At 55.6% G+C, this 24,812-nt stretch carries 31 protein-coding genes and 1 tRNA gene; 22 read left to right on the forward strand and 10 right to left on the reverse strand.

Annotation, left to right across the window (positions count from 1 at the left end; all coding sequences use genetic code 11):
- Positions 1-379 precede the first annotated feature (379 nt).
- Positions 380-1,003 carry a recombinase family protein gene (locus Q1A34_RS17285; protein WP_300037179.1) on the reverse strand — a complete coding sequence of 208 codons (624 nt, stop codon included), beginning with the start codon at positions 1,001-1,003 and terminating at the stop codon, positions 380-382.
- Positions 1,004-1,170: 167 nt separating this feature from the next.
- Here Q1A34_RS17285 and Q1A34_RS17290 point away from each other — a divergent pair, with 167 nt between their 5' ends.
- Entirely contained in the window at positions 1,171-1,992 is an 822-nt protein-coding gene (locus Q1A34_RS17290) for a hypothetical protein (RefSeq protein WP_300037182.1), read from the forward strand.
- 3 nt (positions 1,993-1,995) lie between these two features.
- On the opposite strand, the gene Q1A34_RS17295 is transcribed toward Q1A34_RS17290, so the two are convergent.
- Positions 1,996-2,955 (reverse strand): hypothetical protein, encoded by a 960-nt coding sequence (locus tag Q1A34_RS17295; protein ID WP_300037185.1) that lies wholly within the window; start codon positions 2,953-2,955, stop codon positions 1,996-1,998.
- A 241-nt stretch (positions 2,956-3,196) separates the two neighbouring features.
- Between Q1A34_RS17295 and Q1A34_RS17300 the strand changes: the two genes are divergently transcribed.
- Complete coding sequence (locus Q1A34_RS17300) at positions 3,197-5,080, forward strand: hypothetical protein (protein WP_300037187.1); 1,884 nt, start codon at positions 3,197-3,199, stop codon at positions 5,078-5,080.
- Positions 5,081-5,331: 251 nt separating this feature from the next.
- Here the strand turns inward: Q1A34_RS17300 and Q1A34_RS17305 are convergent, their stop codons facing one another.
- From Q1A34_RS17305 to Q1A34_RS17315, 3 genes are read right to left on the reverse strand one after another with little or no spacing between them, the layout of a single operon-like run.
- Positions 5,332-5,889, reverse strand: coding sequence for a hypothetical protein (locus Q1A34_RS17305; protein ID WP_300037190.1), 558 nt, complete (start codon positions 5,887-5,889; stop codon positions 5,332-5,334).
- 50 nt (positions 5,890-5,939) lie between these two features.
- A complete protein-coding gene (locus Q1A34_RS17310; RefSeq protein WP_300037193.1) occupies positions 5,940-7,220 on the reverse strand; it encodes a M48 family metalloprotease in 1,281 nt (426 codons plus the stop codon).
- A gap of 56 nt (positions 7,221-7,276) precedes the next feature.
- Positions 7,277-7,546 (reverse strand): hypothetical protein, encoded by a 270-nt coding sequence (locus tag Q1A34_RS17315; RefSeq protein ID WP_300037196.1) that lies wholly within the window; start codon positions 7,544-7,546, stop codon positions 7,277-7,279.
- Positions 7,547-7,876: 330 nt separating this feature from the next.
- On the opposite strand from Q1A34_RS17315, the gene Q1A34_RS17320 reads away from it, so the two are divergent.
- The 10 genes from Q1A34_RS17320 (at position 7,877) to Q1A34_RS17365 (ending at position 14,302) form a co-directional block, all read left to right on the forward strand.
- Positions 7,877-8,449, forward strand: coding sequence for a ribbon-helix-helix domain-containing protein (locus Q1A34_RS17320; RefSeq protein ID WP_300037199.1), 573 nt, complete (start codon positions 7,877-7,879; stop codon positions 8,447-8,449).
- A gap of 152 nt (positions 8,450-8,601) precedes the next feature.
- Entirely contained in the window at positions 8,602-8,898 is a 297-nt protein-coding gene (locus Q1A34_RS17325; RefSeq protein WP_300037202.1) for a hypothetical protein, read from the forward strand.
- A gap of 329 nt (positions 8,899-9,227) precedes the next feature.
- Complete coding sequence (locus Q1A34_RS17330) at positions 9,228-9,356, forward strand: hypothetical protein (RefSeq protein WP_300037205.1); 129 nt, start codon at positions 9,228-9,230, stop codon at positions 9,354-9,356.
- A 14-nt stretch (positions 9,357-9,370) separates the two neighbouring features.
- Positions 9,371-9,562, forward strand: coding sequence for a hypothetical protein (locus Q1A34_RS17335; RefSeq protein ID WP_300037209.1), 192 nt, complete (start codon positions 9,371-9,373; stop codon positions 9,560-9,562).
- Positions 9,563-9,588: 26 nt separating this feature from the next.
- A complete protein-coding gene (locus Q1A34_RS17340; protein WP_300037212.1) occupies positions 9,589-9,786 on the forward strand; it encodes a hypothetical protein in 198 nt (65 codons plus the stop codon).
- A 134-nt stretch (positions 9,787-9,920) separates the two neighbouring features.
- Positions 9,921-11,549, forward strand: coding sequence for a type IV secretory system conjugative DNA transfer family protein (locus Q1A34_RS17345; protein ID WP_300037215.1), 1,629 nt, complete (start codon positions 9,921-9,923; stop codon positions 11,547-11,549).
- Entirely contained in the window at positions 11,546-11,881 is a 336-nt protein-coding gene (locus tag Q1A34_RS17350; protein WP_300037218.1) for a hypothetical protein, read from the forward strand. The genes Q1A34_RS17345 and Q1A34_RS17350 overlap by 4 nt, the downstream gene beginning before the upstream one ends.
- A gap of 22 nt (positions 11,882-11,903) precedes the next feature.
- Positions 11,904-12,230, forward strand: a complete 327-nt coding sequence (locus tag Q1A34_RS17355; protein WP_300037220.1) for a hypothetical protein — start codon at positions 11,904-11,906, stop codon at positions 12,228-12,230.
- Positions 12,231-12,348: 118 nt separating this feature from the next.
- Positions 12,349-12,678: a hypothetical protein gene (locus tag Q1A34_RS17360; protein WP_300037223.1), complete on the forward strand. Its 330-nt coding sequence runs from the start codon at positions 12,349-12,351 to the stop codon at positions 12,676-12,678.
- Between the two features lie 67 nt (positions 12,679-12,745).
- Positions 12,746-14,302: a recombinase family protein gene (locus Q1A34_RS17365; protein ID WP_300037226.1), complete on the forward strand. Its 1,557-nt coding sequence runs from the start codon at positions 12,746-12,748 to the stop codon at positions 14,300-14,302.
- Here Q1A34_RS17365 and Q1A34_RS17370 read toward each other — a convergent pair.
- Positions 14,281-14,355: transfer RNA gene (locus Q1A34_RS17370), tRNA-Thr, on the reverse strand. The genes Q1A34_RS17365 and Q1A34_RS17370 overlap by 22 nt on opposite strands.
- Positions 14,356-14,441: 86 nt before the next feature.
- Here Q1A34_RS17370 and Q1A34_RS17375 point away from each other — a divergent pair.
- The 10 genes from Q1A34_RS17375 (at position 14,442) to Q1A34_RS17420 (ending at position 20,726) form a co-directional block, all read left to right on the forward strand.
- Positions 14,442-14,621 (forward strand): hypothetical protein, encoded by a 180-nt coding sequence (locus tag Q1A34_RS17375; RefSeq protein ID WP_300037229.1) that lies wholly within the window; start codon positions 14,442-14,444, stop codon positions 14,619-14,621.
- A gap of 4 nt (positions 14,622-14,625) precedes the next feature.
- A complete protein-coding gene (gene murA, locus Q1A34_RS17380; protein ID WP_300037232.1) occupies positions 14,626-15,894 on the forward strand; it encodes a UDP-N-acetylglucosamine 1-carboxyvinyltransferase in 1,269 nt (422 codons plus the stop codon).
- A complete protein-coding gene (locus tag Q1A34_RS17385) occupies positions 15,891-16,358 on the forward strand; it encodes a DUF2948 family protein (protein ID WP_300037236.1) in 468 nt (155 codons plus the stop codon). Before murA ends, Q1A34_RS17385 begins: the two co-directional genes overlap by 4 nt.
- A 73-nt stretch (positions 16,359-16,431) precedes the next feature.
- Positions 16,432-17,733 carry a histidinol dehydrogenase gene (gene hisD / locus Q1A34_RS17390; RefSeq protein ID WP_300037239.1) on the forward strand — a complete coding sequence of 434 codons (1,302 nt, stop codon included), beginning with the start codon at positions 16,432-16,434 and terminating at the stop codon, positions 17,731-17,733.
- Positions 17,734-17,812: 79 nt separating this feature from the next.
- A complete protein-coding gene (locus Q1A34_RS17395; RefSeq protein WP_300037242.1) occupies positions 17,813-18,292 on the forward strand; it encodes a UPF0262 family protein in 480 nt (159 codons plus the stop codon).
- The gene (locus Q1A34_RS17400) at positions 18,293-18,754 is read left to right on the forward strand and encodes a low molecular weight phosphatase family protein (protein ID WP_300037245.1); all 462 of its coding nucleotides are present in this window, start codon (positions 18,293-18,295) and stop codon (positions 18,752-18,754) included.
- Between the two features lie 7 nt (positions 18,755-18,761).
- Positions 18,762-19,154, forward strand: a complete 393-nt coding sequence (locus tag Q1A34_RS17405; protein WP_300037248.1) for a ketosteroid isomerase-related protein — start codon at positions 18,762-18,764, stop codon at positions 19,152-19,154.
- A gap of 8 nt (positions 19,155-19,162) precedes the next feature.
- Positions 19,163-19,750, forward strand: a complete 588-nt coding sequence (locus tag Q1A34_RS17410; protein WP_300037251.1) for a GNAT family N-acetyltransferase — start codon at positions 19,163-19,165, stop codon at positions 19,748-19,750.
- A 242-nt stretch (positions 19,751-19,992) separates the two neighbouring features.
- A complete protein-coding gene (locus Q1A34_RS17415) occupies positions 19,993-20,250 on the forward strand; it encodes a YjhX family toxin (protein WP_300037254.1) in 258 nt (85 codons plus the stop codon).
- Positions 20,251-20,261: 11 nt separating this feature from the next.
- Positions 20,262-20,726 carry a GNAT family N-acetyltransferase gene (locus Q1A34_RS17420; RefSeq protein WP_300037256.1) on the forward strand — a complete coding sequence of 155 codons (465 nt, stop codon included), beginning with the start codon at positions 20,262-20,264 and terminating at the stop codon, positions 20,724-20,726.
- 95 nt (positions 20,727-20,821) lie between these two features.
- Here Q1A34_RS17420 and Q1A34_RS17425 read toward each other — a convergent pair whose 3' ends face one another.
- From Q1A34_RS17425 to Q1A34_RS17440, 4 genes are all read right to left on the reverse strand, one after another.
- Positions 20,822-21,199 carry a hypothetical protein gene (locus tag Q1A34_RS17425; RefSeq protein ID WP_300037259.1) on the reverse strand — a complete coding sequence of 126 codons (378 nt, stop codon included), beginning with the start codon at positions 21,197-21,199 and terminating at the stop codon, positions 20,822-20,824.
- Positions 21,200-21,285: 86 nt separating this feature from the next.
- Positions 21,286-22,386 (reverse strand): porin, encoded by a 1,101-nt coding sequence (locus Q1A34_RS17430; RefSeq protein ID WP_300037262.1) that lies wholly within the window; start codon positions 22,384-22,386, stop codon positions 21,286-21,288.
- A 142-nt stretch (positions 22,387-22,528) separates the two neighbouring features.
- Complete coding sequence (locus Q1A34_RS17435; protein ID WP_300037265.1) at positions 22,529-23,005, reverse strand: type VI secretion system tube protein Hcp; 477 nt, start codon at positions 23,003-23,005, stop codon at positions 22,529-22,531.
- A gap of 201 nt (positions 23,006-23,206) precedes the next feature.
- Positions 23,207-24,811 carry a hypothetical protein gene (locus Q1A34_RS17440; RefSeq protein WP_300037268.1) on the reverse strand — a complete coding sequence of 535 codons (1,605 nt, stop codon included), beginning with the start codon at positions 24,809-24,811 and terminating at the stop codon, positions 23,207-23,209.
- Between the last annotated feature and the right edge of the window lies 1 nt (position 24,812).

Below are 24,812 nucleotides of genomic sequence, written 5' to 3' on the forward strand. Positions count from 1 at the left end.
GGCAGGGGGGTGAAACGGGGGGCGGCACGCACCCCTAGAGCGAGGCCACGCCGAGCGCCAAGATGCGCGGTACTACCGCCGCGCACATCTTGCGTAAGCCAAAAACTCTTTAGTCGGGAACTACCCTCTGGTCATACCAGCCCGTGACCATCACGCGTATTCGTATCCTACGCCAAGACTGAAACACCCACAAAAAAGAGGTGAGCATGTTGCCCACCTCCTCCCCACGAAACCGTTTGAGCCTTGTTTGTCTGATGTCGTTGTCCGCATCAGTTCGAAGCGGCACAATGGACAAACTCAACCCATAATTGCAAGAAAAAGCGATAAAAACATACTATGGTATTCTCTGGAGTTCGCCTCAAAACGTCGCCGCAACTCATTAGACCCATGGTTGGGAGTTCATCTGAAGCCGCCGCAGACCTCTTTGGAGTGTGCTTTCCGACACGCCGAACTTACTGGCTGTCTGCGCGTATGTCTTGCCGTCTTGGTGAATGCAGCGATGGGCTTCAATGATGGCATCTTCGTTCAGGATAGGCGGTCGCCCAATGCGAATGCCGCGCTCCTTGGCGGCGAGCAGTCCGGCGCAAGTGCGTTCCCGGATCATAGCCCTTTCAAACTCGGCAATCGCGGCAAAGACATGATAGATTAGTTTGCCGCCATATGTGTTGGTATTGATCCCCTCGCTCAACGCACAAAACTGGATGCCGGAATTGTCGAGCCGAACCAGCAGGTCAGACAAATGCTGTACGGATCGCCCGAGCCGATCAAGTCTGTAGACAACGAGCGTGTCTCCTTCGATCAGGTCTTTCAGCATTTCATCGAGCCCAGGTCTTGCGGCTTTCCCGCCTGAAACGCCGTGATCATGATAAACCTTGTCGCAATTGGCGCGTTTGAGTGCATCCAGTTGAAGATCAAGGTTTTGTTCCTGTGTGGACACGCGTGCGTATCCAATGAGGCGTCCAAGTTCAGTCGAGGGTGAGAGCGGGCTTGGCCAAATACTCATCGGGCCGTCCTTTCGGGGCTGGCAAAAACCTTCGGTTTTGACCGTCGAGCATTTTGCTTTCTCCCGCTCACACTCCGACAAGCTAACGCTTTGAAATCACGCGCTTCTCGAAACCTTCGTATTTTCATAACTTTCATCAGGCATACCATAGTCAATAACCAACGGATTTGATTGGAACAAATCCCAGTAAGAACACCAAGTTTCATTGGTGTGATCGTGATGGTTTTCCACTGATTTTTGCGAGTCGTCTGACGCGGCGCGGCGTCAAACGGGTCGCTCCGTTTCGTTATGCTATTTTTGATAGATCAAAATGCATAGATGATGGCTTGACAGGAAAGAATGTTTCAAAAAACTTGCAAAAACGCAAGATTTTGTCTACATTTTGTCTTGCAGCACATAAGAACAACAACATGCTGCGTTGGTGTGTGTCCGAAACGAACTTGAATTCGAGGACACAAATGGCTCAAGCCAAACAAACAAGCAGACTTTTCGCTGCAGCAACGGGTGCGTTGTTGTCGGTTGCTGCTGCCTTGAACCCATCGGCCTCATTCGCGCAAGAAGCAACTCCGGTTGCGCAACCCAGCGACACGGTTTGGACAGATGAATTGCGCGCTCTGGATGAAGCGGACCTAGCCGCAACCGAGTACGCTAAAAACAATAACGGCGTCGGAATCTTGCTGCATGTTGGCGAGGATTTCCCGAATGAATACTTCAATTCGGCTGAAGAGGCCGCCCAAGCCTTTGTCGCGATCTTCCAACAACAACATGGCACGTCTGCACAGTACTTCATGAGCCCAAATCCCGGTTCGGAATGGACAGGTGTAACGTATCACATTGGGGATCAAATACACGGAACCAATGCAGGCACAGAGGTCAAGACAGTGCTTGAGGCCTATGAGGCCATGCCTGACGTTGTAAAACAGCTGCAATTGATCAAGGAAATCGCGAGCGACCAAACCAACAAGCCAATCGAGCCGTCACAAGGCTAGTCGCTAACTTTGCATTGGTACTACGGGAGCAGCATCTGGCGTTTTTGCGCCATCGGCTGCTGGAGCTGCAGCCGCAACTTCTGCATCTGCAAGACTGTTGAAACCAGATTTTAGTGCTGCCAATCCTGCCAGTCCGCTTGTGGAAGTAGCAATACGTGCATCTCTCTTCTCGTCTTGAACGTCCCGGCTTGTTCCCGAGAGTTCTTGGTTGTCGAGCTTCTCGCCCAAAATGCGGCTGGTTGTATAGCCTTCATTGGCCTTTGCGGATACGGCGTCTTGTGCTTCAGCATTCGCCATTGCGTTTTCAGGCACAGCAGCATTCGTGCGATCTACGAACTCCTGCGCCTCTTTGTATACTTCGCTACGGCGGATGATCCTTGCAATCGGGTCATTCTCATACCCAGGCTTGAAGGTCAGATCATCATTCAACACCTCTTCGGCCACCGCTGTTAGCACACGGCGATTATAGTCTGCATCGGACTCGCCCGGACGACGCTCCGGCATGTTCTCCCCAAGAATATCCTTGGCATAGTCTTCGAAGCTTTGGCCGGATTCCGTTTCGATTTGCGCAACCACATCATTGATCTCAGCGTCTGACATGCCGCTAAAAGTGTTCTCCGCAACGAAGTTATCGAGATCGCCGCGCTGAAGGAGCGCAAGGAACAGGGTGTCATCATATTGGCGTTTGGATTTGCGAACGGCTTCTTGCTCTGGCGAGTTTCGAGCATCCTTGCTCGCGAGCGCCGATGTCTTATGGATGTTTTCAACCGAGCCGCCTTTGAGGCCTGCTTGGTTGTAGTCGTCGGTCTTCCTGAAAATGGCGTCTGAAATCGTCGCGTGCTGCTTGTAGTCTTGTGCGTCAGCGGGCGTCAGCAAGGCCTTTGCCGCGCCTTGGAAGTCTCCAAGCGTCAATGTCGATCTGAATTGCTGTTTGAGCGCCCCATGCTCATCAAAGCCAACCATTTACTACTCCCCCATACACGTCCGGTGCCTCGTTCATTCGGGACGGATCGGTATGTCACGCGATAAGTATGTGTGAATATGGTTAATATTATGGAAATAAATGATAAAATTTACATCAAATGCGATCTTATTCGCTGTACAACTATCGGCTCAAACATCACTCCGATGGTACATTTACAGTGTCAGAACCTTGGAATAACGTTTGTTCATGCGATTTTAGCCCGTAGATGGAAACGAACTTATGCTGATCAAACGCGGAACTGCTGCTGCTGTCATTTGGCTTGCTTCGACGCTTGCTGTCCAATCCTCTCCCGTTCACTGGGTTGTTGAAGGAGAAGTGCGCGATTCCTCAAATCAAACAATTGGAACCGTCTCCGGTTCATTCAATGTACGTAGAACGGCATTCAACAGGTTTTCAGACAAGCAAGAGGTTTCAAACGCAAACATAAATTTCAACGGCCAACAGTTTACCTATGGAGTAATTCAGCCATTTGTTCGTGGAAGAGTGCTAGCAACGTTTGCTGAGAAAAAACAGTCAGATTACCGTGACGCCCCCCTGCTATCTTTTCTTTTGAACCCACGCTCAGCGGCAGTTTACAACGACAAATTTGACTCATCACCTTTCGACACGAGCGGCATAACCATACCTTTAGTTAACGTAACAAACGATTTCCTTCCACAGTCCTCCTTGCGCTTAGGGGTTGGTTTTGACGGTTCACCAGGACCAATAGACGAGTATAGTGCAGCTTTCCAAAGCAGTGGCACAAGTGCGTTCGCGCTAGGCACTATTTCATCAACGCCAGTTATCCCAAAAAACATTATAGTCGTGACTCATGGCTGGCAACCAGGTGAAGATCGGGCAAATGGGCTACCAGAAATTAGCCGCGCTATTGAACAAAAAACAAGAGACCTAGGACTGAATAGCTCTGAGACCTTAGTAATTGAGTATAAGTGGGACGAGGCAGTAACGCCTTTGGCTGGAAAATTAATATTTGATAACTACTTTGCAGCTCAAGCGCAGACAGCAATTGCAGGTGCTAGACTCCAAGAGGAACTTCAAAAAATTGTAGTTGATGCGAGGCAACTTACAAACAATCCTACGTTTGACCCACAAATTCATTTTATCGGTCACAGCCTGGGTACAATGGTGAACGCCGAGGCAATAAATCGCTTAGTTGGCGTTACGGTAGAGCAAGTTACGATGCTCGACACACCGCTTGAACCTGGTCAGCAGGTCAACGATCACAGTGATTTTTTTTACAACAAGCTACCACTGGGATCAGTTCAATACGTAGAAAATTTTTTCGTCAAGAGCCCGCTTGATGGCCTCAAATTTGGTCAACCAATATCCGGTACTGGCCCCTGCCAGAAAAGTACAGTTGGCGTGTTTTGCAATGGGGTTGGGATCGCAGATGTTGGTCATTCGAGTATCGCAAGTGAATTTTATCCCAGCTTAGTTAGTGATGATCTCAATGGCAGCGAAGGCTTGGAGTGGAACTCGCCGATCCTGAGTACATGGTCGCCAGACATACAATGGGATCCGCTTGAGGCCGCCGACAATAAAACATTGCCGAAACTACGCAAGACGAATATTAACAACCGCTCAACCCGTTTTTATAGCGTTGAAGGGCTTGCGAATGAGGTGGCTCCAGGGTCAGGAGAATTTAGACTAGTTACTCAATCACCCGCCATTTTAGGCGCTGACGTAAATTTTGCTGAGCTGGATAAGTACCTAAGTTTCGACTACATGTTTGAAAGTTCTGCAAGTTCATTATTTGAACTATACGTTGATGACAGCTTGCTGTGGTCAATGATCAGCGACTATGAAATGCCTGGAGTATGGCAACAAGCGCTCGTGCCAATAAGCTATTTTTCAGGCCAAGACAGAGAGCTACGTTGGGAGTTGAATCCGCTTGGCTTTCAGGGCGCATCGGTTCAGTTAAGGCAAATCAGCGTCTTCATCCCAGAAGCTAATCTTGTCGCTGCAGTTCCTCTACCCGCCTCGGCTTTACAGCTTTTGCTTGCTCTTTTTGGTTTGGTAAGCTTTGGTTCTTTTACCCAAAAACGATCATTAAACTGGTGTAGGCACCCAGAGAATAAGTTGAAGCAAGTTTTGGCAAAGTGAGCAGCTTTGAATCTAGTTTGAATAGTTCATAGACCGACGCCAATATTAAAGTTAAGAAGCATGTGAGGTGGGCAAAATTGATTGCCGAAATTTTAATTTCGTAGCCAAGAACTAGTGCAATATCGAGTAGAAAAATAAGTGCGCAGATTGCAATAATTAGTAGTTGGAGAGCTTTTAAGAAAAACACACGCATACCGTATTTTGAACCTTGATATATCATTATTAAAGGATCAATGCTCTCGCTAAAGCTTTTATTCACAATTACTTTTTTCAATTCTATCAGCGGTTCTTTCGCGATCTTTCTGGATCATGTTGCTGTTTGCCCATCTGAGTGCGATCCTTCGTAAGAAGAGCAGATGGGCAAGTTCAATACGCGTTTCTTTGCCTTCCGCCAAACGCTTCAGCTTGTAGGCGGTTAATCCTTCGGGGGCATCTTCATCTGTGAGCATCAATGCTCTGACAGAAGACGAGCGCTGTTTAAGGAAATTTGCCAGCTCATGGCCTGTGCCATCCGTCAGCAGAACAAGCTGCTTAGGGTGAGCACCTTCTGGCAACTCGCTTTCGAAACCCACGCTTAGATAAGCATGTATAACAGCTTCGAGGCCTTCTGAATAAGCTGACCGCGACTTCCCCTGCATCCAGGCCTTGATCATCGCCGCGTCGAGACGCGTGGTAGGTTTGATCAAACCAAGCGCTTTTGCATATTTGTAGATCGCGGCAGGGCCAAGACCTGTGCGAGATTTCTCGGCAGCGAGTATTTCCAAGGTGTCTTTGGGGATTTCAATTCGGGTCGTGTGGGTCGGCAGCATAGGATGCTAACGTAGCACATTTTGGCATTTGTATGCAGCGCTGTTGCCCACTAACTGAACAACCACCACTCTAGTTTGGTCGCCAAGAAAGCGCCAACCAGTGACAGAGTTCCAATAGCAATGTGAACAAGCAAGCTGAAGCGAAGACGTCCAAACAGCCAAAACGCCGCCATCGTAAACATCGACAGAAGTAGTCCGAAATTGAGAAAAATGACAAAAAACGGCCATATGCCGTCGGATCGAAGTTCAGGCGGCGCTGCTGGAACACCAACAGTGATGGCATCAAATTGCCCCAAACCCACAATTGCATAAAAGAATGCCGTCAGCAGCAGCCAGTTAGCTCCAGCAATGGCGACGCAATACTTCAGGCTTGCCCGCCAACCTCCTTGCTCGTACGCGGACATGGCTGAGACGCTTATGGCGCCAAAGGAGGATAGGACTGGCATCATTATTGTCGCGAAGACCAGCGCTATGAACCAGATTGGAAGATCGGGGTTGTGTGCGAAGTACGAAGAAATGCTCATGAAGACCAGATAGCTCAGTGCGGAACCGCCATAGACAAAAGCCAATGAGCGAAGTGTTTCTGGCCAGAAACGGAACTTAACTTCCTTGTTGCGGAGTTGCAGCACTTCCGAGCGCTTTTTGAAACTGGGGTGCGTGAACCAACGAAAAGCAATAGCTAAGTTTAGGCGGACCCTCTCTCGAACCTCATGTCGCAGGTATCGTCGCATCCAATCGTTGAAGTGTTTTTCGTCAAGATCGCGGCTTTCCCGGTCCGCTCTAAATTCTCTCTCGTGAAGGCTTTGCCTTATCCACAAGAGGCAAAAAATTGGGAAACCGATCAGCCCAAGAACCAGTGTTATCGTGCCGCGCGGCGAAAACTGTTCTGCTTGCCCAGTTAAGCCGTCCAATAGAAAAAGTGTCGCCAAGAACAGAGAGTATAAAACTGCTAAAAACGTTACGCCGCCGAGTATGCCAACAAAATGAAAGAACTTGGCGTCTCCATTTTTGATATGGGCGTACTCGTGCCCAATCAGCGCTTTCCAGTCCTGATATTGCCCTGTTAAGTCTTGTGAATTAAAAACTATGTATCTTCGAAAACCTAGGTCGATTGAGCAGGTTGCAACTCTCGAACCGACTCGAAACCTCACTTTATCATCGCCAATAATTTCAGAAAAATCCTGGCGTACAATCGGTTTTGACATACTCAGCGGATCATAAACTACCGTCTTGATATACCATACAAGGGGAAGCAAGACGACTGCTGCCGCAATGGCAACGCTCGTATTTGCAATGGCGGGAAGCGATATCACTAAGATCGGGGTGAACAATGCCGTCGCAAGGCCATCTATGGCTTGCTGGGGTGTCCTTGCAATATTCGAACGCATCAAGTGGATATATGGATGTGAGCTTGCGTCCCAAACATTTCCCTTAGTGCTGCCTGGATTTTAGCGATCTCGGCATCCGATTTGTGCTCTTTGAGAGATATTGTGATCTCTGGCAGTCGACCGCTACCTGCAGCAAAAACTGTCGTTCCACCGCTTCCTGCGTGCACGCCATCGAGATCAACCAGATTTTCTAGTTCGCCATCAAGAATGCGGTCATAGACTTCTCTCAGGTCATAATCTTTTTCAGCTGTGATTGTCATTTTCTGCATGGCGACCCCCCTAAACCCTAGTCGTTTAAGACTGATAGACAATCAACGCCGTGAGAAACAATGAAATTTGTACGAACCATCGAGCTTGGCCAAAACTAGACAGGTTTTTGTAAAACCAAGACGCGTCAAGGACGTTTCGAGCTCTTCCTGCATAGCCTGCATTAACGCAACAGTACCCTGAGTCATCTAGCAGGGTGAGCGTTTCGACTTTGGGGCGCGAACCAAAGTCGCCTGTACCTTGCAAAGGCATCAAAATTTACATGGTAAACTTGGCTCCTTGCGTGTTTTGCGTGATATTCAGTCAGGATCATACAAGGCAACCCAACAACCATGCATCGAGCGTTCTCAAAAATAGTAGAGATTTTTGAAGGTATTGCGACAACCCGCGGTGTCGATTTTTCGTCATCGTGGAGCGTGGATGGGCATTGCTTAAAGGGAACACTTCATGTTGCAACCTCAGGAGATACTTTAGAAGGCAAGGCGTTCATTGATACACTTGTTGCAAAGGTTCAAGAATTTGGAACAGAAAACAATCTGACCGTTTCCTCGGTTTCGTCGTCGGACGAAAAAGGTTTTCGATATATATTACAATTGGTTAGCGACGCAAGCTTGGACGAATTTATAAAATCTGGTAATCTTGACAATTATAGTAAAGAATTAGCCAGTTATTTTGAGTACGAGTTGAAAAGAATATACAGAAATCGCGATGAGCTACCCTTTCCGGACCTTCCAGCAAATCATGAAAAGAACCGGGCCAAACCACGCCTTACCAAAGCTTTTGGCTCGCGCGTCGATCCTGACCTAGCGCAGAAGGTTGATAAAGAGATCGAACGTAGAGGAATGACAAAGCGCGAGGCGTTCGAAGAGGCTTTCGCCGAATGGTTGGAAAAGCGTCTGGAGTAAAGTGGTATATACTAACACTTGACGTCACAAAAAAGCGTATATACCAAAAGTGCATGACCTAAGGAGTATCGATTCGTTTCGACAACGAGTTGATCCAATCAAGGGAGTGCATGATGACCTCTATGCTTGCGACTACTGTCATGACGTTTTCAATGTCACTAGTTAATGTGACGGGCACGCTGCTTCTGAGAGCTTCATCTGATCCCAACAAACAAGAGTATTTTGCGGCTGGCATAATCGCCTATGTCATTGGGGCGGTTTTCTACGTGAACCTTTTGAAGCACAACAGTCTTGCAGTCATGGCCGTGGCGTCCTCGACCTTGCAGCTTGGCCTAATGATCTCGCTGTCTGTCTGGTACTTCGACGAAAAGGTCAGCATGTTGCAGGGCTCTGCCATGATGATCGCCGTTGTAGCAGCAGGCGTGGCGATGCTGGCTGCGGCGCACTGAGGCGTCGGCAATGTATCCTGCATCCCATAATCGCAGCAGTGGACTTCAGTCCGCTTTCGGCCCCGTTGCCACTCTCGCGTCGCTTTGCCTGACAGTTTTCTTAGCACCAGAGGTTCATCCAGTCTTAGAACCGACTGTCTGGCAAGCGCTTGTTTCCCGATATGACCATCAGACCGCATCGTGGATGGCATTTGCCATCAAGATAGCGGTCTGGCCCGCTACCTATGTCATCCTGCGGCTCGCAATTATGGCTGGGCTCTTTTCCCTGTCTGCATGGGCCGCGCGTCGGCTCATGTGAGCCATTCTCCCAAGCCATGAAAGGAAACAAAATGGCACGACTAACACACGTAACCGTCCGAAAACTGGGACCGGATTTTGGAACCGGAATAGCGATCCTCATCATCTTCGGGTTTGTCGTGGCCGCATTCTTTGGCCACACCCCGTCTTTCGTTCAATAGAGTAGGAAATACTCATGAGAGTAAGAAAAGGTCTCACCGCAAGTCAGCGTTTTTCCAACCTTGGATACGGCGTCGTTGGCATGATCATCGCGGTCGTGATCGCCCGGTATGGCGACTTTGAGTTCAGCGGCACTGCCGCATTTGTAATCGGACTGATTGCTGCAGGCGGCATATTTCGCGGCGTGTTCGGTTTCGACGAAGTCTAACTCCAGCCATTAGGAAAGGAAAAACCATGGCAAAAGTTACAAAACACTATTCTGCCCTGCAACGGGTTGGCATGTTCATCGCTGGTCTCGGGTTTGGCCACATAACACTCGTGGGACTGGCCAATTACGACGGAAGCGGCATGTTCCAATTTGGGATCGCCTTGTTTGGTCTTTGCTCGCTCGGTGGGTTCTACGGCGCATTGGTCGGAAAACAGTCGATCTAGCTGCGAAGAACGGTCTCGCAAGCAACTTGCGAGACCGCCCCAGTCTTCAACCAAAGACCTGGCTGGGCTTGGTGCTGCAACACCAATCCCAGCGCTAACTCCCAAAATTTGGGACGAAACGCAAAGAAAACATCATGTTTGATCCGCACGCTGCGCCTCACGGTTCAGCTGAATTCACAGACTTTCGTGGCAGGAAAGATGCTGGGCTCTATGGTCGCTTCGGCGCATTCATCGGGGCGGATGCCGCTGGTCGCGAATGTCGCAGTAGCCAGCAGAGCGCGCTCTGTCTAGTAGGTGGCGCTCGCAGCGGCAAAGGCAATTTTGGACTGAAATGGTTGATTGACGCTTCAATGGGGGACGAAGACGGGCCACACCATATCATCAACCTTGACTTCAAGTCGCAAGATACCCCCGTCGCGTCTTTGCAGGTTGTCCAAGGGCGTCATCACTATTGCTACAATCCACGAGGTCGTGGCGGACTTCATTCCAGTAAGATCAACCCATATGCGCACTTGATTGCTGCCTCTCCAACATTGGTTCCAGATGCCTTCTTGTCTTCGGCAAGTTGGATACCGTTCACTGACCCGAAGGCACAGTATTTCGAGGGCATGGCGCAAACCATCAACACTGCAGTGCTGGTAACATTGGTACGAGCGAACGGCTCTGTCACAGTTCCTGAAGTGGCTGAAAAAATTGCGGCTCTGGGCGATACGTCCGAAGAGTGGCTCAGTTTCGAATTTGAAATCTCACAACAACCTGAGCCCGAGATAAATCAGGTCGCAGCCGATCTTCGAAAGCTGCGTGAGGGCAATTCCGACGCGGGCGGTTTCGCTGGCATCAAAAACGAACTTGCGAGGCGCTACGCTTGCATGATGGACCCGCAGGTAAGGGAAGCGTTGTCGCCGCCTTTTGATTTTTGTTTTTCCCAACTCTGCGAAGGGAACTCTCACCCGACCATGGTTTCGATCATGGAAGACCTCGAATATGCGGAGAACAACAGCGTTGTGAAAGCGCTGTTTACCTGCGCGCTAGTCTTCAAGCGTCGCGCTGTTTCTGCGAGGCCGCAATTTTGGCTTCTTAATGAGGTCGCGGCGATGGGTGCGTGGCCATTGGCAGAGTCACTCGCAACGATTTCAGCAGGTTACAATATTCGCACCGCCTACGTGGTGCAGTCCACTGAACAGTTTGAGCGCCTCAAAAAAGGCGCAAGCAACGTGATCCCCAATTCTTGTGGAACGATCATTTACATGGGCATCCGCTCAGTGCAGCAAGCTTCGTTGGTCAGTCGCCAATTGGGTCGCCAAACGCTTCACTACGACGATTTTGTTCAACAGGAACGAGCGCGTGCCGCAAAGTCCAAGGCCATGGCCGACCTGATATTTGGTCACGGTAATCCGGTGCAGGCGATTATGACAGCGCAGCACCAAGACCGCCTTGCAAATCACAAAAGCAAGATGGCGAGGGATTTGCGAACCATTGATGAAGTTATCAATGAGGCCAATGAACGAGCATATGTTTTTATGCCGGGAGTGCTTGAGCGTCCGTTTTACGCCTTTGTTCCTCAATACTGGCGCTCCAAATCCAACGCCGGAAGATACAACCGCGATCCATTCCATTCAAAACCTGGGCGGGTGGAAGTCGCAACGTGGCTCGGACAGAGCAACCGTAAGATCATCACCGAACCCGCTCCCAGTCGATATGCGGACTGGCCACAGTATCGCGACAGCGGGTTGTGGTCGTATGTGAGGGGATATCGGCCATGAAGCGCCCAAATAATTTCCCCCGCGAAGGCATGAACGAACCAGTGACTGTGGAAGCAATCAAACGGCTTGAACGTGAGCGACCCGTCTTAAATGAGGCCTTGCATTACACGTTTGGTGGGGATGTAAAAGCAAGTGTTCACACCAACTTGGCTGCCGAACGGGAAGCGGCAATTGCTGCTGGGGCGCGACGTCTCCTGCAGACCTCGGAGCAAGCCAAGAAAGAGTTTGGTGCCACAAAACCCGATGCCAGAACGGAGTACATTCGCCAGCAATTAAATGCGGCGCGCGGGTCAAAGCCGCAGAAAATCCGAAAATACTCACCAGCACGATAGGTTCAAAAAAAGGGGATGTTCCATGTCAGAACAGAAGAAGCACAGCCAAAATAAACGTCCAGTCAAGTCCCATCGAGATGGCGTTCTTGAAACCGCAATTTGGCGGCATGAGACCGAAAACGGTCCTGTATTTAATACGGAACGAACACGGTCGTATCAGGACAAGGAGGGCAAATGGAGGAAGACTCACTCCATACCTGAACGCGACCTTTTAAAGGCGGCGAAGCTCGACGAACGTGCATATGAGAGTATTCAGCTGATGCGCCAAAAAGAACGAGAAAAATACATTCAGCGTCAAAAGCAAGAAGCTCAACCGACTCCGGGGCATGAACACTCTCGCACTCCGTAGTCGTTCAAAGATTCTTCTTGACGGGAAACAAATTTAAGTAGAATGTTCTTCTTTTGTTCCGATATGAGCAATCAGAGAAGGAGATATTCAAGCGGCTAAATAAGGAGGTATAGCGATCATGACAGACGCTCCCAACAACGACACAATCATAGCCAACCTGAAGGAAAAGAAGCGCGACGGGTTGAGTTTTGATGAAATCGACACGGATCGTTTGACTGAAAGATCGCTGATCGAAGCGGACTATGAGCGCTTTGCTCACTTTCTGGACGGCCTCGATGCGTCTGAGGCAGAAAAACGTGAGTTTGTTCAGACCGTTTGGAATATCGTCTTTGCTGTTGCTTCGCTTGGCTTCCAATCTCACCCAATCCAAATCGTCGAGAAAATCTGTGGAAAGCGTGATTTTAAGGAGGCGGCAAACGGCAAAAGAACCCGAAAAATGTTAAGCTAAAATTGCGCTCAAGCCCAAGAAAACACCAGTGTGCGCTCACTTTATAGGGCGGGCAAAGGAAAAATATATGAACCATAATTTCGATCAAACAAAACAAAAGAAGGCAATAATTTACTGCCGAGTATCCAGCAAGAAACAGAAGGTGGAAGGAAGCGGCCTCGACAGTCAAGAACACCGCTGCAGGCAATACGCCGAGGCCAAATCTTACAGCGTAGAAGCTGTTTTTCCTGATGATGTATCGGGGGGCGGAGATTTCATGAACCGTCCAGGTATGGTGGCGCTACTTGACTACCTGGATGCGCGCCCGCATGAAAAATTTGTTGTGATATTCGATGATCTTAAGCGCTATTCGCGCGACGTTGAGTTCCATCTGAAACTGCGGCGCTTGATGGCCGAAAGAAATGCCACGCGTGAGTGCTTGAACTACAACTTTGAAGATACGCCGGAAGGAAAATTCAACGAGATTATTTCCGCTGCAGCGGGCGAGCTTGAACGCCTCCAAATGGGGCGTCAAAACCGTCAAAAGAGCATTGCTCGCATTGAGCAGGGATTTTGGGTGTTTCGCGCGCCCCTAGGCTACAAGTACGTCAAATCCAGTCGGGGTGGGAAAGAGCTTGTCTTGGACGAAGTTCTGGCCCCAATCGTCCGCGAGGCACTCGAAGGATATGCTTTTGGGCGGTTTGCATCACAAACCGAAGTTCGTCGCTTTTTGGAAAGCCAACCTGCATACCCAAAAGACATGCCTAATGGCGGTATCCGTCCACAGACTATCGTTCGGTTGTTGAGCAAGGTTGTCTATGCGGGATTTGTCGAAGCCCCAAAATGGGGGATATCTCCCCGCCCAGGCAACCACGTCGGCATAATCACACTAGAAACTCACCAAAAGATTCAAAATCGCCTTAACACGCCCGTCTATGCGTCTGCGCGCAAAGACATCAATCGCGACTTCCCTCTGCGCGGCGCTGTATCATGTGCCTGTTGCGAGAAGCCTCTGACTGCGGGCTGGTCGAGAGGGAAGTACAAGAGCTTCCCTTATTATCGCTGCCGAAACAAGGAGTGCGACCTATTTGGCAAGTCTATTCGTAAGGATCAGATTGAGGCAGACTTTGAAAAACTACTCGCAAGTGTTCAGCCATCGCATGGCGCATTCGCAATGGCGCAAGCGATGTTCAAGCACTGTTGGGACATGCTGAATGAGCAATCGCAAGCGCTCACAGCCGATGTGAATACTCGTATCAAGAAAGCCGACAAAGAGATCGCGAATTTGGTCGATATGGCTGTGAACGCATCGAGTCCCGTTGTGCTGGCGGCTTACGAGAAAAAGATCGAAAAACTCGAAAACGACAAGCTCGCACTGCGTGAAAAACTGAAGAATCCGGGCAAGACAGGCTACAGCTATAGTGAGTTGTTTGAACTCTCCATGCGATTTCTATCAAGCCCTTGTAAAGTATGGAATTCTAAGCGGTTTAACTTGCAGAAGATAGTGCTGCGTCTGGTGTTTGCAGAGCCAGCTCTGTACTGCCGTGAAAATGGCTTTTTGAACACCAAATTCTCCATGCCATTCAATATGTTAGGAGGTCAAGACATGTCTATATTGGGAAATGGTGCTGCTGGAGAGAATTGAACTCTCGACCTCTCCCTTACCAAGGGAGTGCTCTACCTCTGAGCTACAGCAGCGCCGGTGTGGCGCGTGATTAGACGCAATCGGTCATTGGTGCAAGCCTAATCTGGACCCTTCCGGAGCCCTGCTGTAGACAGGCGGCATGGCAGATAAATCCCCATCAAAAGGCGCGGTAAAAACCGCCCAGTCGCGCGAAGACCGGCTTAAAGCGGCGCTCAAAGCGAATCTGGCCCGGCGCAAGGCACAAAGCCGGGCGCGCGCGGACGGACAGGGGAACGAGGCAGGCACACCGGCACCCACCGGGCAGAAAAAGGACGCGTAAACCGATGGATTCAATTCTGGTCACGGGCAATGGCCCTCTCAGCGGGCAGATCCCGATTGCCGGGGCGAAAAACGCCTGTCTTACCCTGATGCCGGCGACGCTTTTGTCAGACGAGCCGCTGACCCTGATCAATGCGCCGCGCCTGTCGGACATCCGGACCATGTCTGAGCTGCTGCGCTCGCTGGGGGCAGAGGTGACCTCGCTGCAGGGCGGACAGGTGCTCGCACTGTCCAGCCATGACATCACCAGCAGGACGGCGGACTATGACATCGTGCGCAAAATGCGGGCCTCGATCCTGGTGCTGGGCCCGCTGCTGGCGCGCTATGGCGAGGCGGTCGTATCTCTGCCGGGGGGCTGTGCCATCGGCGCGCGCCCCGTGGATCTGCACCTCAAAGCGCTGGAGGCCATGGGGGCCGAGCTGGAACTCAAAGACGGCTATGTGCATGCGGCAGCCCCCGGCGGGCTGCGCGGCGGGACAATCGACTTTGATTTTGCCTCCGTAGGCGCCACCGAAAACGCCCTGATGGCCGCAACGCTGGCCAAAGGCACAACCGTCATCAGCAATGCAGCCCGCGAGCCGGAGATCGTCGATCTTGCGCGCTGTTTGCGGGCGATGGGCGCGCAGATCAGCGGCGAGGGCACCTCTGAGATCACCATTGACGGCGTCGACCGTCTGGGCGGGGCCACCCATACCGTCGTGACCGACCGGATTGAACTGGGCACCTATATGCTGGCACCGGCCATCTGCGGCGGCGAGGTCGAATTGCTGGGGGGGCGGATCGAACTGGTCGAGGCCTTTTGCGAGAAGCTGGATGCGGCAGGCATCAGCGTGTCCGAGACAGCCAGTGGCCTGACGGTAACGCGCCGCAGCGACGTCATTCAGGCCGTGAATGTCACGACCGAGCCCTTTCCCGGATTTCCGACCGATCTGCAGGCCCAGATGATGGCCCTGCTCTGCACGGCCGAGGGCACATCGGTGCTGGAGGAAAAAATCTTTGAGAACCGGTTCATGCATGCCCCGGAGCTGATGCGCATGGGGGCAGAGATCGATGTCCAGGGCGGCACGGCAACCGTAACGGGCGTGAGCAGGCTCAAGGGCGCACCGGTGATGGCCACCGATCTGCGCGCCTCCGTCTCGCTCATTCTCGCAGGTCTGGCGGCCGAAGGCGAAACCCGGGTCTCCCGCGTCTATCACCTTGACCGCGGCTATGAACATGTGGTCAGCAAACTCTCCGGCGTGGGCGCCAGCATTGAACGGATCAGCGACACATGACAGATGCACGGTTTGAGGACGGACGCGAGGCACCGCTGAACCTCGGGGCGCTGGACGCGGATGATCTGCAGGTGATCTCCTCGCTCTGCCAGGACGCGGTGTTTCCCGCAACCGAAATGACATGGGACCGCCGCCGCAACCGCTTTGGTCTGCTGCTCAACCGGTTCCGCTGGGAAGAGGGGGCCGCCCACAGCGTCGCACCCGAGCGGGTCCGGACGGTGCTGGCCATCGACACCGTGCAGGGTGTCTCCACCAGCGGCATCGACCGGCGTGACGCCGACACCATCCTGTCGCTGCTTTCGGTCACTTTCGAGCAGACTGACGCGCCTGCAGGCCATGTGCTGCTCACGCTGGCCGGAGACGGTGCCATCCGGCTGCGCGTCGAAGCCCTGGAAGTCTCCCTCAAAGACGTCACCCGCCCGTACCAGGCCCCTTCCCGCGCGCGGCCCGGCCACCCGGAATAACCCCGCTTCTTCTGGCTGGAAATATCCCCGCCGGAGGCATGAAATCCTGCGGCGCTGAACAAAAAGGTCAAACATGCCCGTTTTTCTGAACGCAGACGATCCCGGTTTCGGAACAGCCTTTGCAAAACTGCTCTCTGCCAAGCGCGAGGACAGCCCGGACGTGGACGATACCGTCGCGGGGATCATCGCCGATGTGCGCGCCCGCGGCGATGCCGCCCTGCTGGAGCTGACCGCAAGGTTCGACCGGCTGACCCTGACAGCAGACAGCCTGCGCATCAGCGCAGAAGAGATCGCGGCAGCCACCGCCTCGGTGCCCGGGGCCGAGCGCGCAGCTCTGGCCCTGGCGGCGGAGCGCATCCGTGCCTATCACGAACGCCAGCTGCCTCAGGACGCCTCGTGGCAGGATGGCACCGGGGCCACGCTGGGCTGGCGCTGGACGCCGGTCAGTGCCGCCGGTCTCTATGTGCCCGGCGGTCTAGCCTCCTATCCGTCATCGGTTCTGATGAACGCCATCCCGGCGCGGGTGGCGGGTGTGCCGCGCCTGGCGATGGTGGTGCCCGCGCCGGATGGGGTGCTCAACCCGCTGGTCCTGGCTGCAGCAGAGCTTGCCGGGGTGGATGAGGTCTACCGAATCGGTGGCGCCCAGGCCATTGCGGCGCTGGCATATGGCACCGACACAATCGCACCGGTGGACAAGATCACAGGCCCCGGCAACGCCTTTGTGGCCGCCGCCAAACGCCGCGTCTTTGGCAAGGTCGGCATCGACATGATCGCGGGCCCGTCCGAGATCCTCGTCATCGCAGATGCGGACAATGACCCCGACTGGATCGCCCTCGACCTGCTCAGCCAGGCCGAACACGACGAAAGCGCGCAGTCCATTCTGATCACCACCGATGCGCACTTCGGGCAGGCGGTCGCCGCCGCTGTGGACAAACGGCTCGAAACACTGGAGCGGCGGGCCATCGCGGGGGCCTCCTGGCGCGATTTCGGGGCCATCATCACCGTGCCCGACCTGGACGCCGCCGCCGCCCTGTCGGACCGGATTGCCCCGGAACACCTGGAGCTTTGCGTGGCCGATCCGCAGGCGCTCTCGGAAAAGATCACCCATGCGGGCGCGATATTCCTGGGCCAGTGGACGCCCGAGGCGATCGGCGACTATGTGGGCGGGCCCAATCACGTGCTGCCCACAGCACGGTCCGCGCGTTTCTCCTCAGGCCTGTCGGTGCTCGACTTCATGAAACGCACGACCCTTGCGCAGATGACACCGGCTGCACTGCGCGCCATTGGTCCGGCCGCTGAAACGCTCGCCACCACCGAAAGCCTGGAGGCCCATGGTCTGTCGGTCACGGCACGGCTGCGCAAACTAAACGACTGAGCAGGCGGGGAGCGCTTGCCCCGGGGCAGGGCGCGCGCTATCCAGTGGCGGTTTCCTGTTGCCCGAAGAGTTCTGACCCATGTCCCGTATATCCCAGATTGACCTTGACGATTCCGGCCTGCCGCCGCCCACACCGGAAATCGAGCAGGAGCGCAAGGTCGCGATGTTCGATCTGCTGGAGGACAACACCTTTGTGCTGCCACAGCGCGACGGGCGCGCCGTTCCCGATGGCCCCTACCGTGTGGGTCTGGCGATCCGCGACAAGCGGCTGGTCTTTGACGTGAATACCGAAAACGCGGAAAAGGCGGCAGAATTCCACCTGTCGCTGGGCCCGTTCCGGCAGGTGGTCAAAGATTATTTCCAGATCTGCGAAAGCTATTTCGAGGCCGTGAAAAAACTGCCGCCCAGCCAGATCGAGACCATCGACATGGCCCGCCGCGGCATTCACAACGAAGGCAGCCGCGTGCTGCAGGAACGCCTGGAGGGCAAGGCAGAGGTGGATACCGACACCGCCCGCCGTCTCTTTACGCTGATCTGCGTGCTGCATTTCGGAGGCTGAATGACGGAAACGATGCCACAATCGGTTCTGTTCTGTTGCGATCACAACGCTGTGCGCTCGCCCATGGCCGAAGGCATCATGAAAAAGCTCTATGGCACCGGCACCTATGTGCAGTCCGCCGGGGTGACCAACGACATGGAGATCGACGGCTTTTCCATCGCGGTCTGCCAGGAAATGGATGTGGAACTGTCGCGGCACCGCTCGCGCAGCTTTGACGAAATGGAAAACTGGGGCGACGATCTGGGCTCTTTCGATCTGGTCATCGCCCTCAGCCCTGCCAGCCAGCGCCGCGCGCTTGAACTGACGCGCTATTACAGCCTCGAGGTGGAATACTGGCCCATCCTGGACCCCACGGGCCTCGGCGAGACACGCGAGGCCAAACTTGTCAGCTACCGCCAGGCGCGCGACCAGATCCGCGACCGGCTGATCGGCCGGTTCGGCCCACCCACTGAAATGATATGAGGATCCTATGACTGATGTCGTGAAACGGTATTTCGAGGCCTTCAACACCGGCGATCTGCCCGGCATGCTGGAATGCGTGAGCGAGGATGTCGCCCATCACGTCAACGAGGGCACGGTGCGCCACGGACGGGCGGCCTTTGCAGAGTTTTGCGGGCATATGGCGCGCTGCTACAGGGAGAACCTCACAGATGTGGTTGTGTTTTCGACACCTGACGGCAAACGCGCGGCGGCGGAATACACCGTCAACGGCACCTACGTGCACACGGATGAGGGCCTGCCAGAGGCCACGGGCCAGACATACAAACTGCCCGCAGGATCGTTCTTTGATATCACGGACGGTCTGATTTCGCGGGTCACCACCAGATACAACCTGTCGGACTGGATCCGGCAGGTCTCCTGAGGCGCGCCTTGCCACTGGCATTCCGGCAGCTCTCCGGACCGGCGCTTGCCGCCGCGCTGGAGGATGTTGCGGCGCTGCGTATCGCCGTCTTTCGCGACTGGCCCTATCTCTATGATGGCGATCCGGCCTATGAACGGCAGTACCTGGCCCCCTATCTGAAAAGCGATGCCGCCACGGTGATCGGTGCCTTTGATGCAGATCGGCTTGTGGGCGCGGCCACGGCGCTGCCGCTGAGCGCGCATTCGGATGATTTCAGTGCCGCCTTTGCGGGCACGGGCTATGATCTGTCCCGTCTGTGGTACTGCGCGGAAAGCGTGCTGTTGCCGGCGTATCGCGGGCAGGGGGCCGGGCATCGGTTTTTTGACCTGCGCGAGGCCCGGGCACGCGATCTGGGCTTTGCCCACAGCTGCTTTTGCGCCGTTGTGCGCCCGGACACGCATCCGGCCCGCCCGGCAGGCTACCGCAGCCTCGACGGCTTCTGGCAGGCACGCGGCTACAGCCCGCTTGCCGGTGTCACCGCGCGTTTCGCCTGGAAAGACATCGGCGAAGCCTCCGAGACCGAAAAACCCCTGCAATTCTGGATCCGCGCGCTCTGACCCCGGGGCGTACCGTGGTGCCGGTGCCACATCGGCTGCGCGCCGCGTGGCCCGATCTTGAAAAAATCCGGCAGACGGGCTATCCGGTGGCCACGTTCCGCACAGGCGGGGCGATGGAGTTTTAATGTCTGAGAATGCAGCCAACGGCTGAGGTTCACTCAGGTGAGCCGCACTGAAACACAGGTCTTCCGCGCGTGATGCCGGAAGCCTTGTCGGCTGACATCAACTCAAGAGACACTCCAGTGAATATCTCAAAACACGAACAGCGTGTTTTGCACGTTCTGGCGCAGGGCGGAGCCATCCATTTTGAGCGCCTGCCGAACGGCAAAATCCGTGACATCCGCTGCATCACACGGGACGGCCATGTTCTGACCGACTGTGATCTGCGGCTTTTTGATCGTCTGAAAAAACGGCGGTTCATCAAATCAACAGGCGGACGCCCCTACCGTGCCACGCGGCTCGGGATCAGTTCGGTCAACGCACAGCAGGACAACCGCTGAGGAGCAGACATATGAAAGAACCAATTGTAAAACCAACGACCCGGGGCGACATTCCGGCGCTGCAGGCCGTGCTGGATCAGACCGGGCTTTTCCCGGGCGATATGCTGCCGGACATGGCCGCACCGGCCCTTACCGGGCAAAGCCCCGCCCTCTGGCTGACCTGTCATCTGGGCGGGGCTCCCGTGGGCCTGAGCTATACCGTGCCCGAGGCATTCGCGGACGGGACATGGAACATGCTGGCCCTGGCGGTCCGCCCTGATCTGCAGTGCAGAGGCCTGGGGTCCGCTCTGGTCGCGGCGGCAGAGCAGCATCTGCGCGCAGGCAACCAGCGGTTGCTGATCGTCGATACCTCAGGCACCGCAGCTTTTGCGCGCGCCCGGCAGTTCTATGCCCGCCAGGGCTATAAAGAGGCGGCCCGCATCCGCGATTTCTGGGCAGCGGGGGATGACAAGGTGACCTTTCGCAAGGCCCTGTGACTGAACAGACCCTTCGCCACGCGGGTGGCGGAGGGCCCTCAGACTGCTGGCAGGCGTCTGATCATGCGCTCCGGACACGCAGCCTGCATCCGGCGTCAGGTCCCTTCGCAGGTCCGCGCCGCCAGATCAGCGAACCGGCTCCAGGTTGCCCAGAACTGTTCGTTGCCCGATGCATCCGACGTGCGGATCGCCTGGGCCAGGTCGGGCTCTTCGAAAAAGCGCACGCCACGCGCCTGTTCTGAGATGGTCAGGGTCCGGTTGGCCACTGCCTGAATGCATCCGCACCGCGCCTGGCTCGCGGCCTTGCGGCGGTGCGCCATACAGGCATTGCTGATTTTGCCGCTGGCAAACTGTGGTGCTGTGCTGGCCTCAAGCGAGGCAGGCAGGAACGGGCTGGTGGCCGGTGGTTCATTGGCACCGCTGCACGCGGCGGTCAGCACCATAAGGCCCAGCAGGGCAGGAAATCGGGCCATAACAGCGCTCCGCGGATTCGTTAAAAGACCCCGTGACTATGGCGCAACGGTCCGCGCTCTGCAATCTTGCGCGGACCGCTCCGAAATCAGAACCGCCAGCGCGCGCCTACAAAGAACACATCCTGGTCCAGCAGGTCGGCGCCGGTGCCATCCAGGCTGAAGGTCCGGTAGCTGGCGTAGACCTCGGTATTGATGCTGTCGATCTTCTGGACGACCGCCAGACCCACAGATTCGGATTCGGACCCGGTAACGGCAAAATCCTCGCCCGAATAATAGTCCAGCGTGATCCGTGTCTCGCCCGCGGCGATCCAGTCCCGTTTGATCCCGCCCTTGATGTAGTAATAGCTGTCATCGCCTTCCTGCTGACGTCCTGTGGCCACCGCCAGGTTCAGGCCCGTCGCCTTGTGCAGAACAGCAAAGGAGCCCAGGAGCAGTTCCTCGTCGGAATCGCGGATCGAATACCCGACACGCCCGGCCACATGATAAGCGCCATAGTCCTTGTCGTATTTCAGGCCGATGTCATAGAACTCATCGTCGTTGCCGCTGGTCAGGACTTCCTCACCGGCGGACACAATCAGCCAGAAGCCATTGTACTGCGGCGTTTCATAGTGAATACGGAACCGCCGCCCGCCGTCAAAGGCGTTGAACCCGTCACCGACGGTTGTGCCTGAACCGCCGCCCGAAGCCAGCTGGAACTCCTGATTGCCCGCCTGGTCCTGCAGGCTGGAATAGGCGATGACCGAGGTGCCGGAAAAGTCCGCCTCTGCCAGCCCGTCGGTTGCGATGCTGCCCTGACCAAAGGACAGTGTGCCCCAGGTGGGGGACCGGTAAATCGCCTCGAACTTGCGGATCTCCGTGCGCCGGTATTCCTGGTCAAAACTGTCGTTGGTGTCGCTGATCGAGCTGGACCCGGTGAACCCCAGGGCGGTTTCAAAGTGCAGCCGGAACTCGCCGCCGTTGCCGGTGCCCTGCTTGTAAATCAGGCCGATACGGCTGTTTGAGTTGTCGTTGTCTGTAATGCTGGTGTTGGATGTGGCGCCATTGTCCACGCTGATCACACCAAGGTTGAGGTGTCCGTAAAAGTCCACCTCCGGTCCGGCGGACTGGGCAGTGGCCAGTGTGGGCAGCGCCAGCGCGCAAAGCCCTGCGGGCAGGAGTGCTGTTGTGCGGAAAAGGGATGTCGTCATGGGAGGGCCTTTCGGGAAGCGGCGCCGGTGCGGCGTCTGAATACACCTTACGCGTGTGCCCTGTGAACGCAAACTCACATTTCCAGGAGGCCCGCGCGCTGACGCACAGACCTCCCGTCAGAAACCGGAGACAGCCCGGGGCTCAGCGCCCGATTTCCACCTCATGCTCGGAATGCGCCGAATGATCGTCGTTCAAACGGACGTATTTCACCGTCATGCGATCGGCCTCCAGGGCGACCCGTTCGGCGGGCACAACGGAGCCACCATCGCGCGTTTCCTCGGCAAAGCTGAAGCTGGTGATCAGAACGTTCTCCATGGTGATCACCAGATAATCCAGATGCGCCTCGCCACTGTCCTTGCGCACCGCCAGCGTCATCTCGCGGAACACGCGCCCGCGCTCGACCGCATCCGCCAGATAGGGCGTGGCGGCATCGATCTGTTTGTGCACGACCACGGGGTCAATTTCGGCCCGCCCGCGGCGGCGCAGCCTGCTGGTGACAGCGGATGACTGCTGTTCAATCCCCCAGCTGACGCCCCAGACGTCGATCTCGTCTTCGTGATCCACCCGCTGGCTCTCGCCGGGGATGTCGTCAATCTTCAGATAACCGGTAAGTGGCATGGTTTCCTCCCTCTGTTGGTTGCAACTGTGACGGGAGTTTAGGATGATTCCCCGGGCGGGACTGTGATCTGCGTCACAGAGCGGGTCGGTCGTTCGCTCTGGGCAGAACCCTCATCGCGCAGCGACAGGCCAGCCAGGTCTGCGCCCGGTGATCCTGTCGCTTTATCCAATCACGAACGGAATCGCAGTCCGGAAATCCGGTCATCCGCCGACAACCCCGGCCCAGACAACCAGCGCGTCCAGCCACTGGCGGTACCAGACGACGACCCATGCGAGCCCCAGATCCCACAGAAGCCGCAGGAGCAGGGCCAGCCCGCCAAAAACCAGCACCAGGCAGGCGGTCCAGACCGCCCCCAGCCGGAACGGGGCAGTGACCGAGGCGCGGGTATCGCCCCTGCGCGCAGCGGTAATGCGGGTGCACAGCGTGTCGCGCAGACCCTTGGGCAGCAGCGGTTGCAGGCTCAGCGCGCCCAGCCCGATATGGACCGCCGTCGGCAGCAGGGTGGAGGCAAGCATGAGGTAGAGCCACCAGTATTTGCTCAGGTTCCAGGTCGATTCCAGCAGGCGCTCCAGGTTGACAAAGCGGATGCCCGACAGCACTTCCATCAGCGCGCTGACGCAGACCAGCGTGCTGCCCGTGGCCAGGAAAAGCAGCACCGCCACCAGCGCATCCAGCGCGCCCCAGATCAGCGGCTGGCCCTGCCGGCCCCGTTCGGCCAGGGCCAGGGTGACGGCATAGCTGGCCACGTCAAAGAGCGCGTTGACCAGCGGGGCCACCACAAGAAAGAGCAGTGTCACCCGCAGCACAGGCAGCCATTCGCCCGCCGCGTTCCAGGGTGCCAGCAGCAGCATCAGCACCACCGCAGCAGCAGGGATGCCCAGGGCCAGGCCTGCGGCCACTCCGGGCCGGTTGCCTGTGCGCAGAACGTCAATCGTGATCACATAGATCAGTGCTGCGATCATGGCGGCAATGGCGGCCAGGAAAAAGGCACCCGCACCAGGCAGCAGCCACTGCAGGCCAAAGCCCAGCGGCGGCGCCAGCGAGATCACCGCCGAGACGGCGATCGCGGAGAGCCCGGCGAAATGGCCTGCCAGTGTCCAAAGCAGGGCAAAGCCGATGGCCAGAATTGCGGTGGTGGTGAACCAGGGGAAATCCATCACCATCAGGATGGTGCCCCCCAGGGCAAAGGCGGCAAGGTCCATGTAATCGCCCAGCGGCTCCAGCCGCCCGGTCAGGTATCTGTTGCCCATCCGGATGTATTGGGGCCCGCCCGCGATCAGCAGGATCACCGCCAGCGCCAGCAGCCCGTGCCACCAGGACGCGGCCGCGGGGATCAGGATTGTCTGGCCCAGCACACCATCCTGGCCGCTGGTGCCCCAGTAGATCAGCATACTGGTCAGCGGGTAGATCACCGCAAAGAGCAGCGCCCGGTTCAGCAGGCGAAAGGTAAAGGCCGTGCGCAGCAGTTCGGACACAGGTGTGCGGTCCGTGGCGGGCTTTGGGATCCGGACCCAGCGGCGCGCGCGGGTCAGCATGTGCTCCAGCGCGCGGGTGTAATGCGCCCGGCAGCTCTTCAGCTGCAGGGTGTGCAGGATTTCAGCCGAGCGCGTCTGGTGGTTGATGCCGCTGGCGGCGACGACAACCGAAATCAGGTACACCGCCCCTGTCAGCAGCACCAGTTTGCGCGCTGTTTCACCGCTGCCTGCCAGGGCCGCGGCCAGACTGTTCTGCCCCGCAAGTGCTGCCAGCAGAACAACCAGCAACGCCGCCAGCCCGAAGGCAGCAGCAAAAAGACCCGTTCTCACG

Source organism: uncultured Roseobacter sp., from assembly GCF_947491795.1.
In the GTDB taxonomy this organism is placed as follows: Bacteria; Pseudomonadota; Alphaproteobacteria; order Rhodobacterales; family Rhodobacteraceae; genus Roseobacter.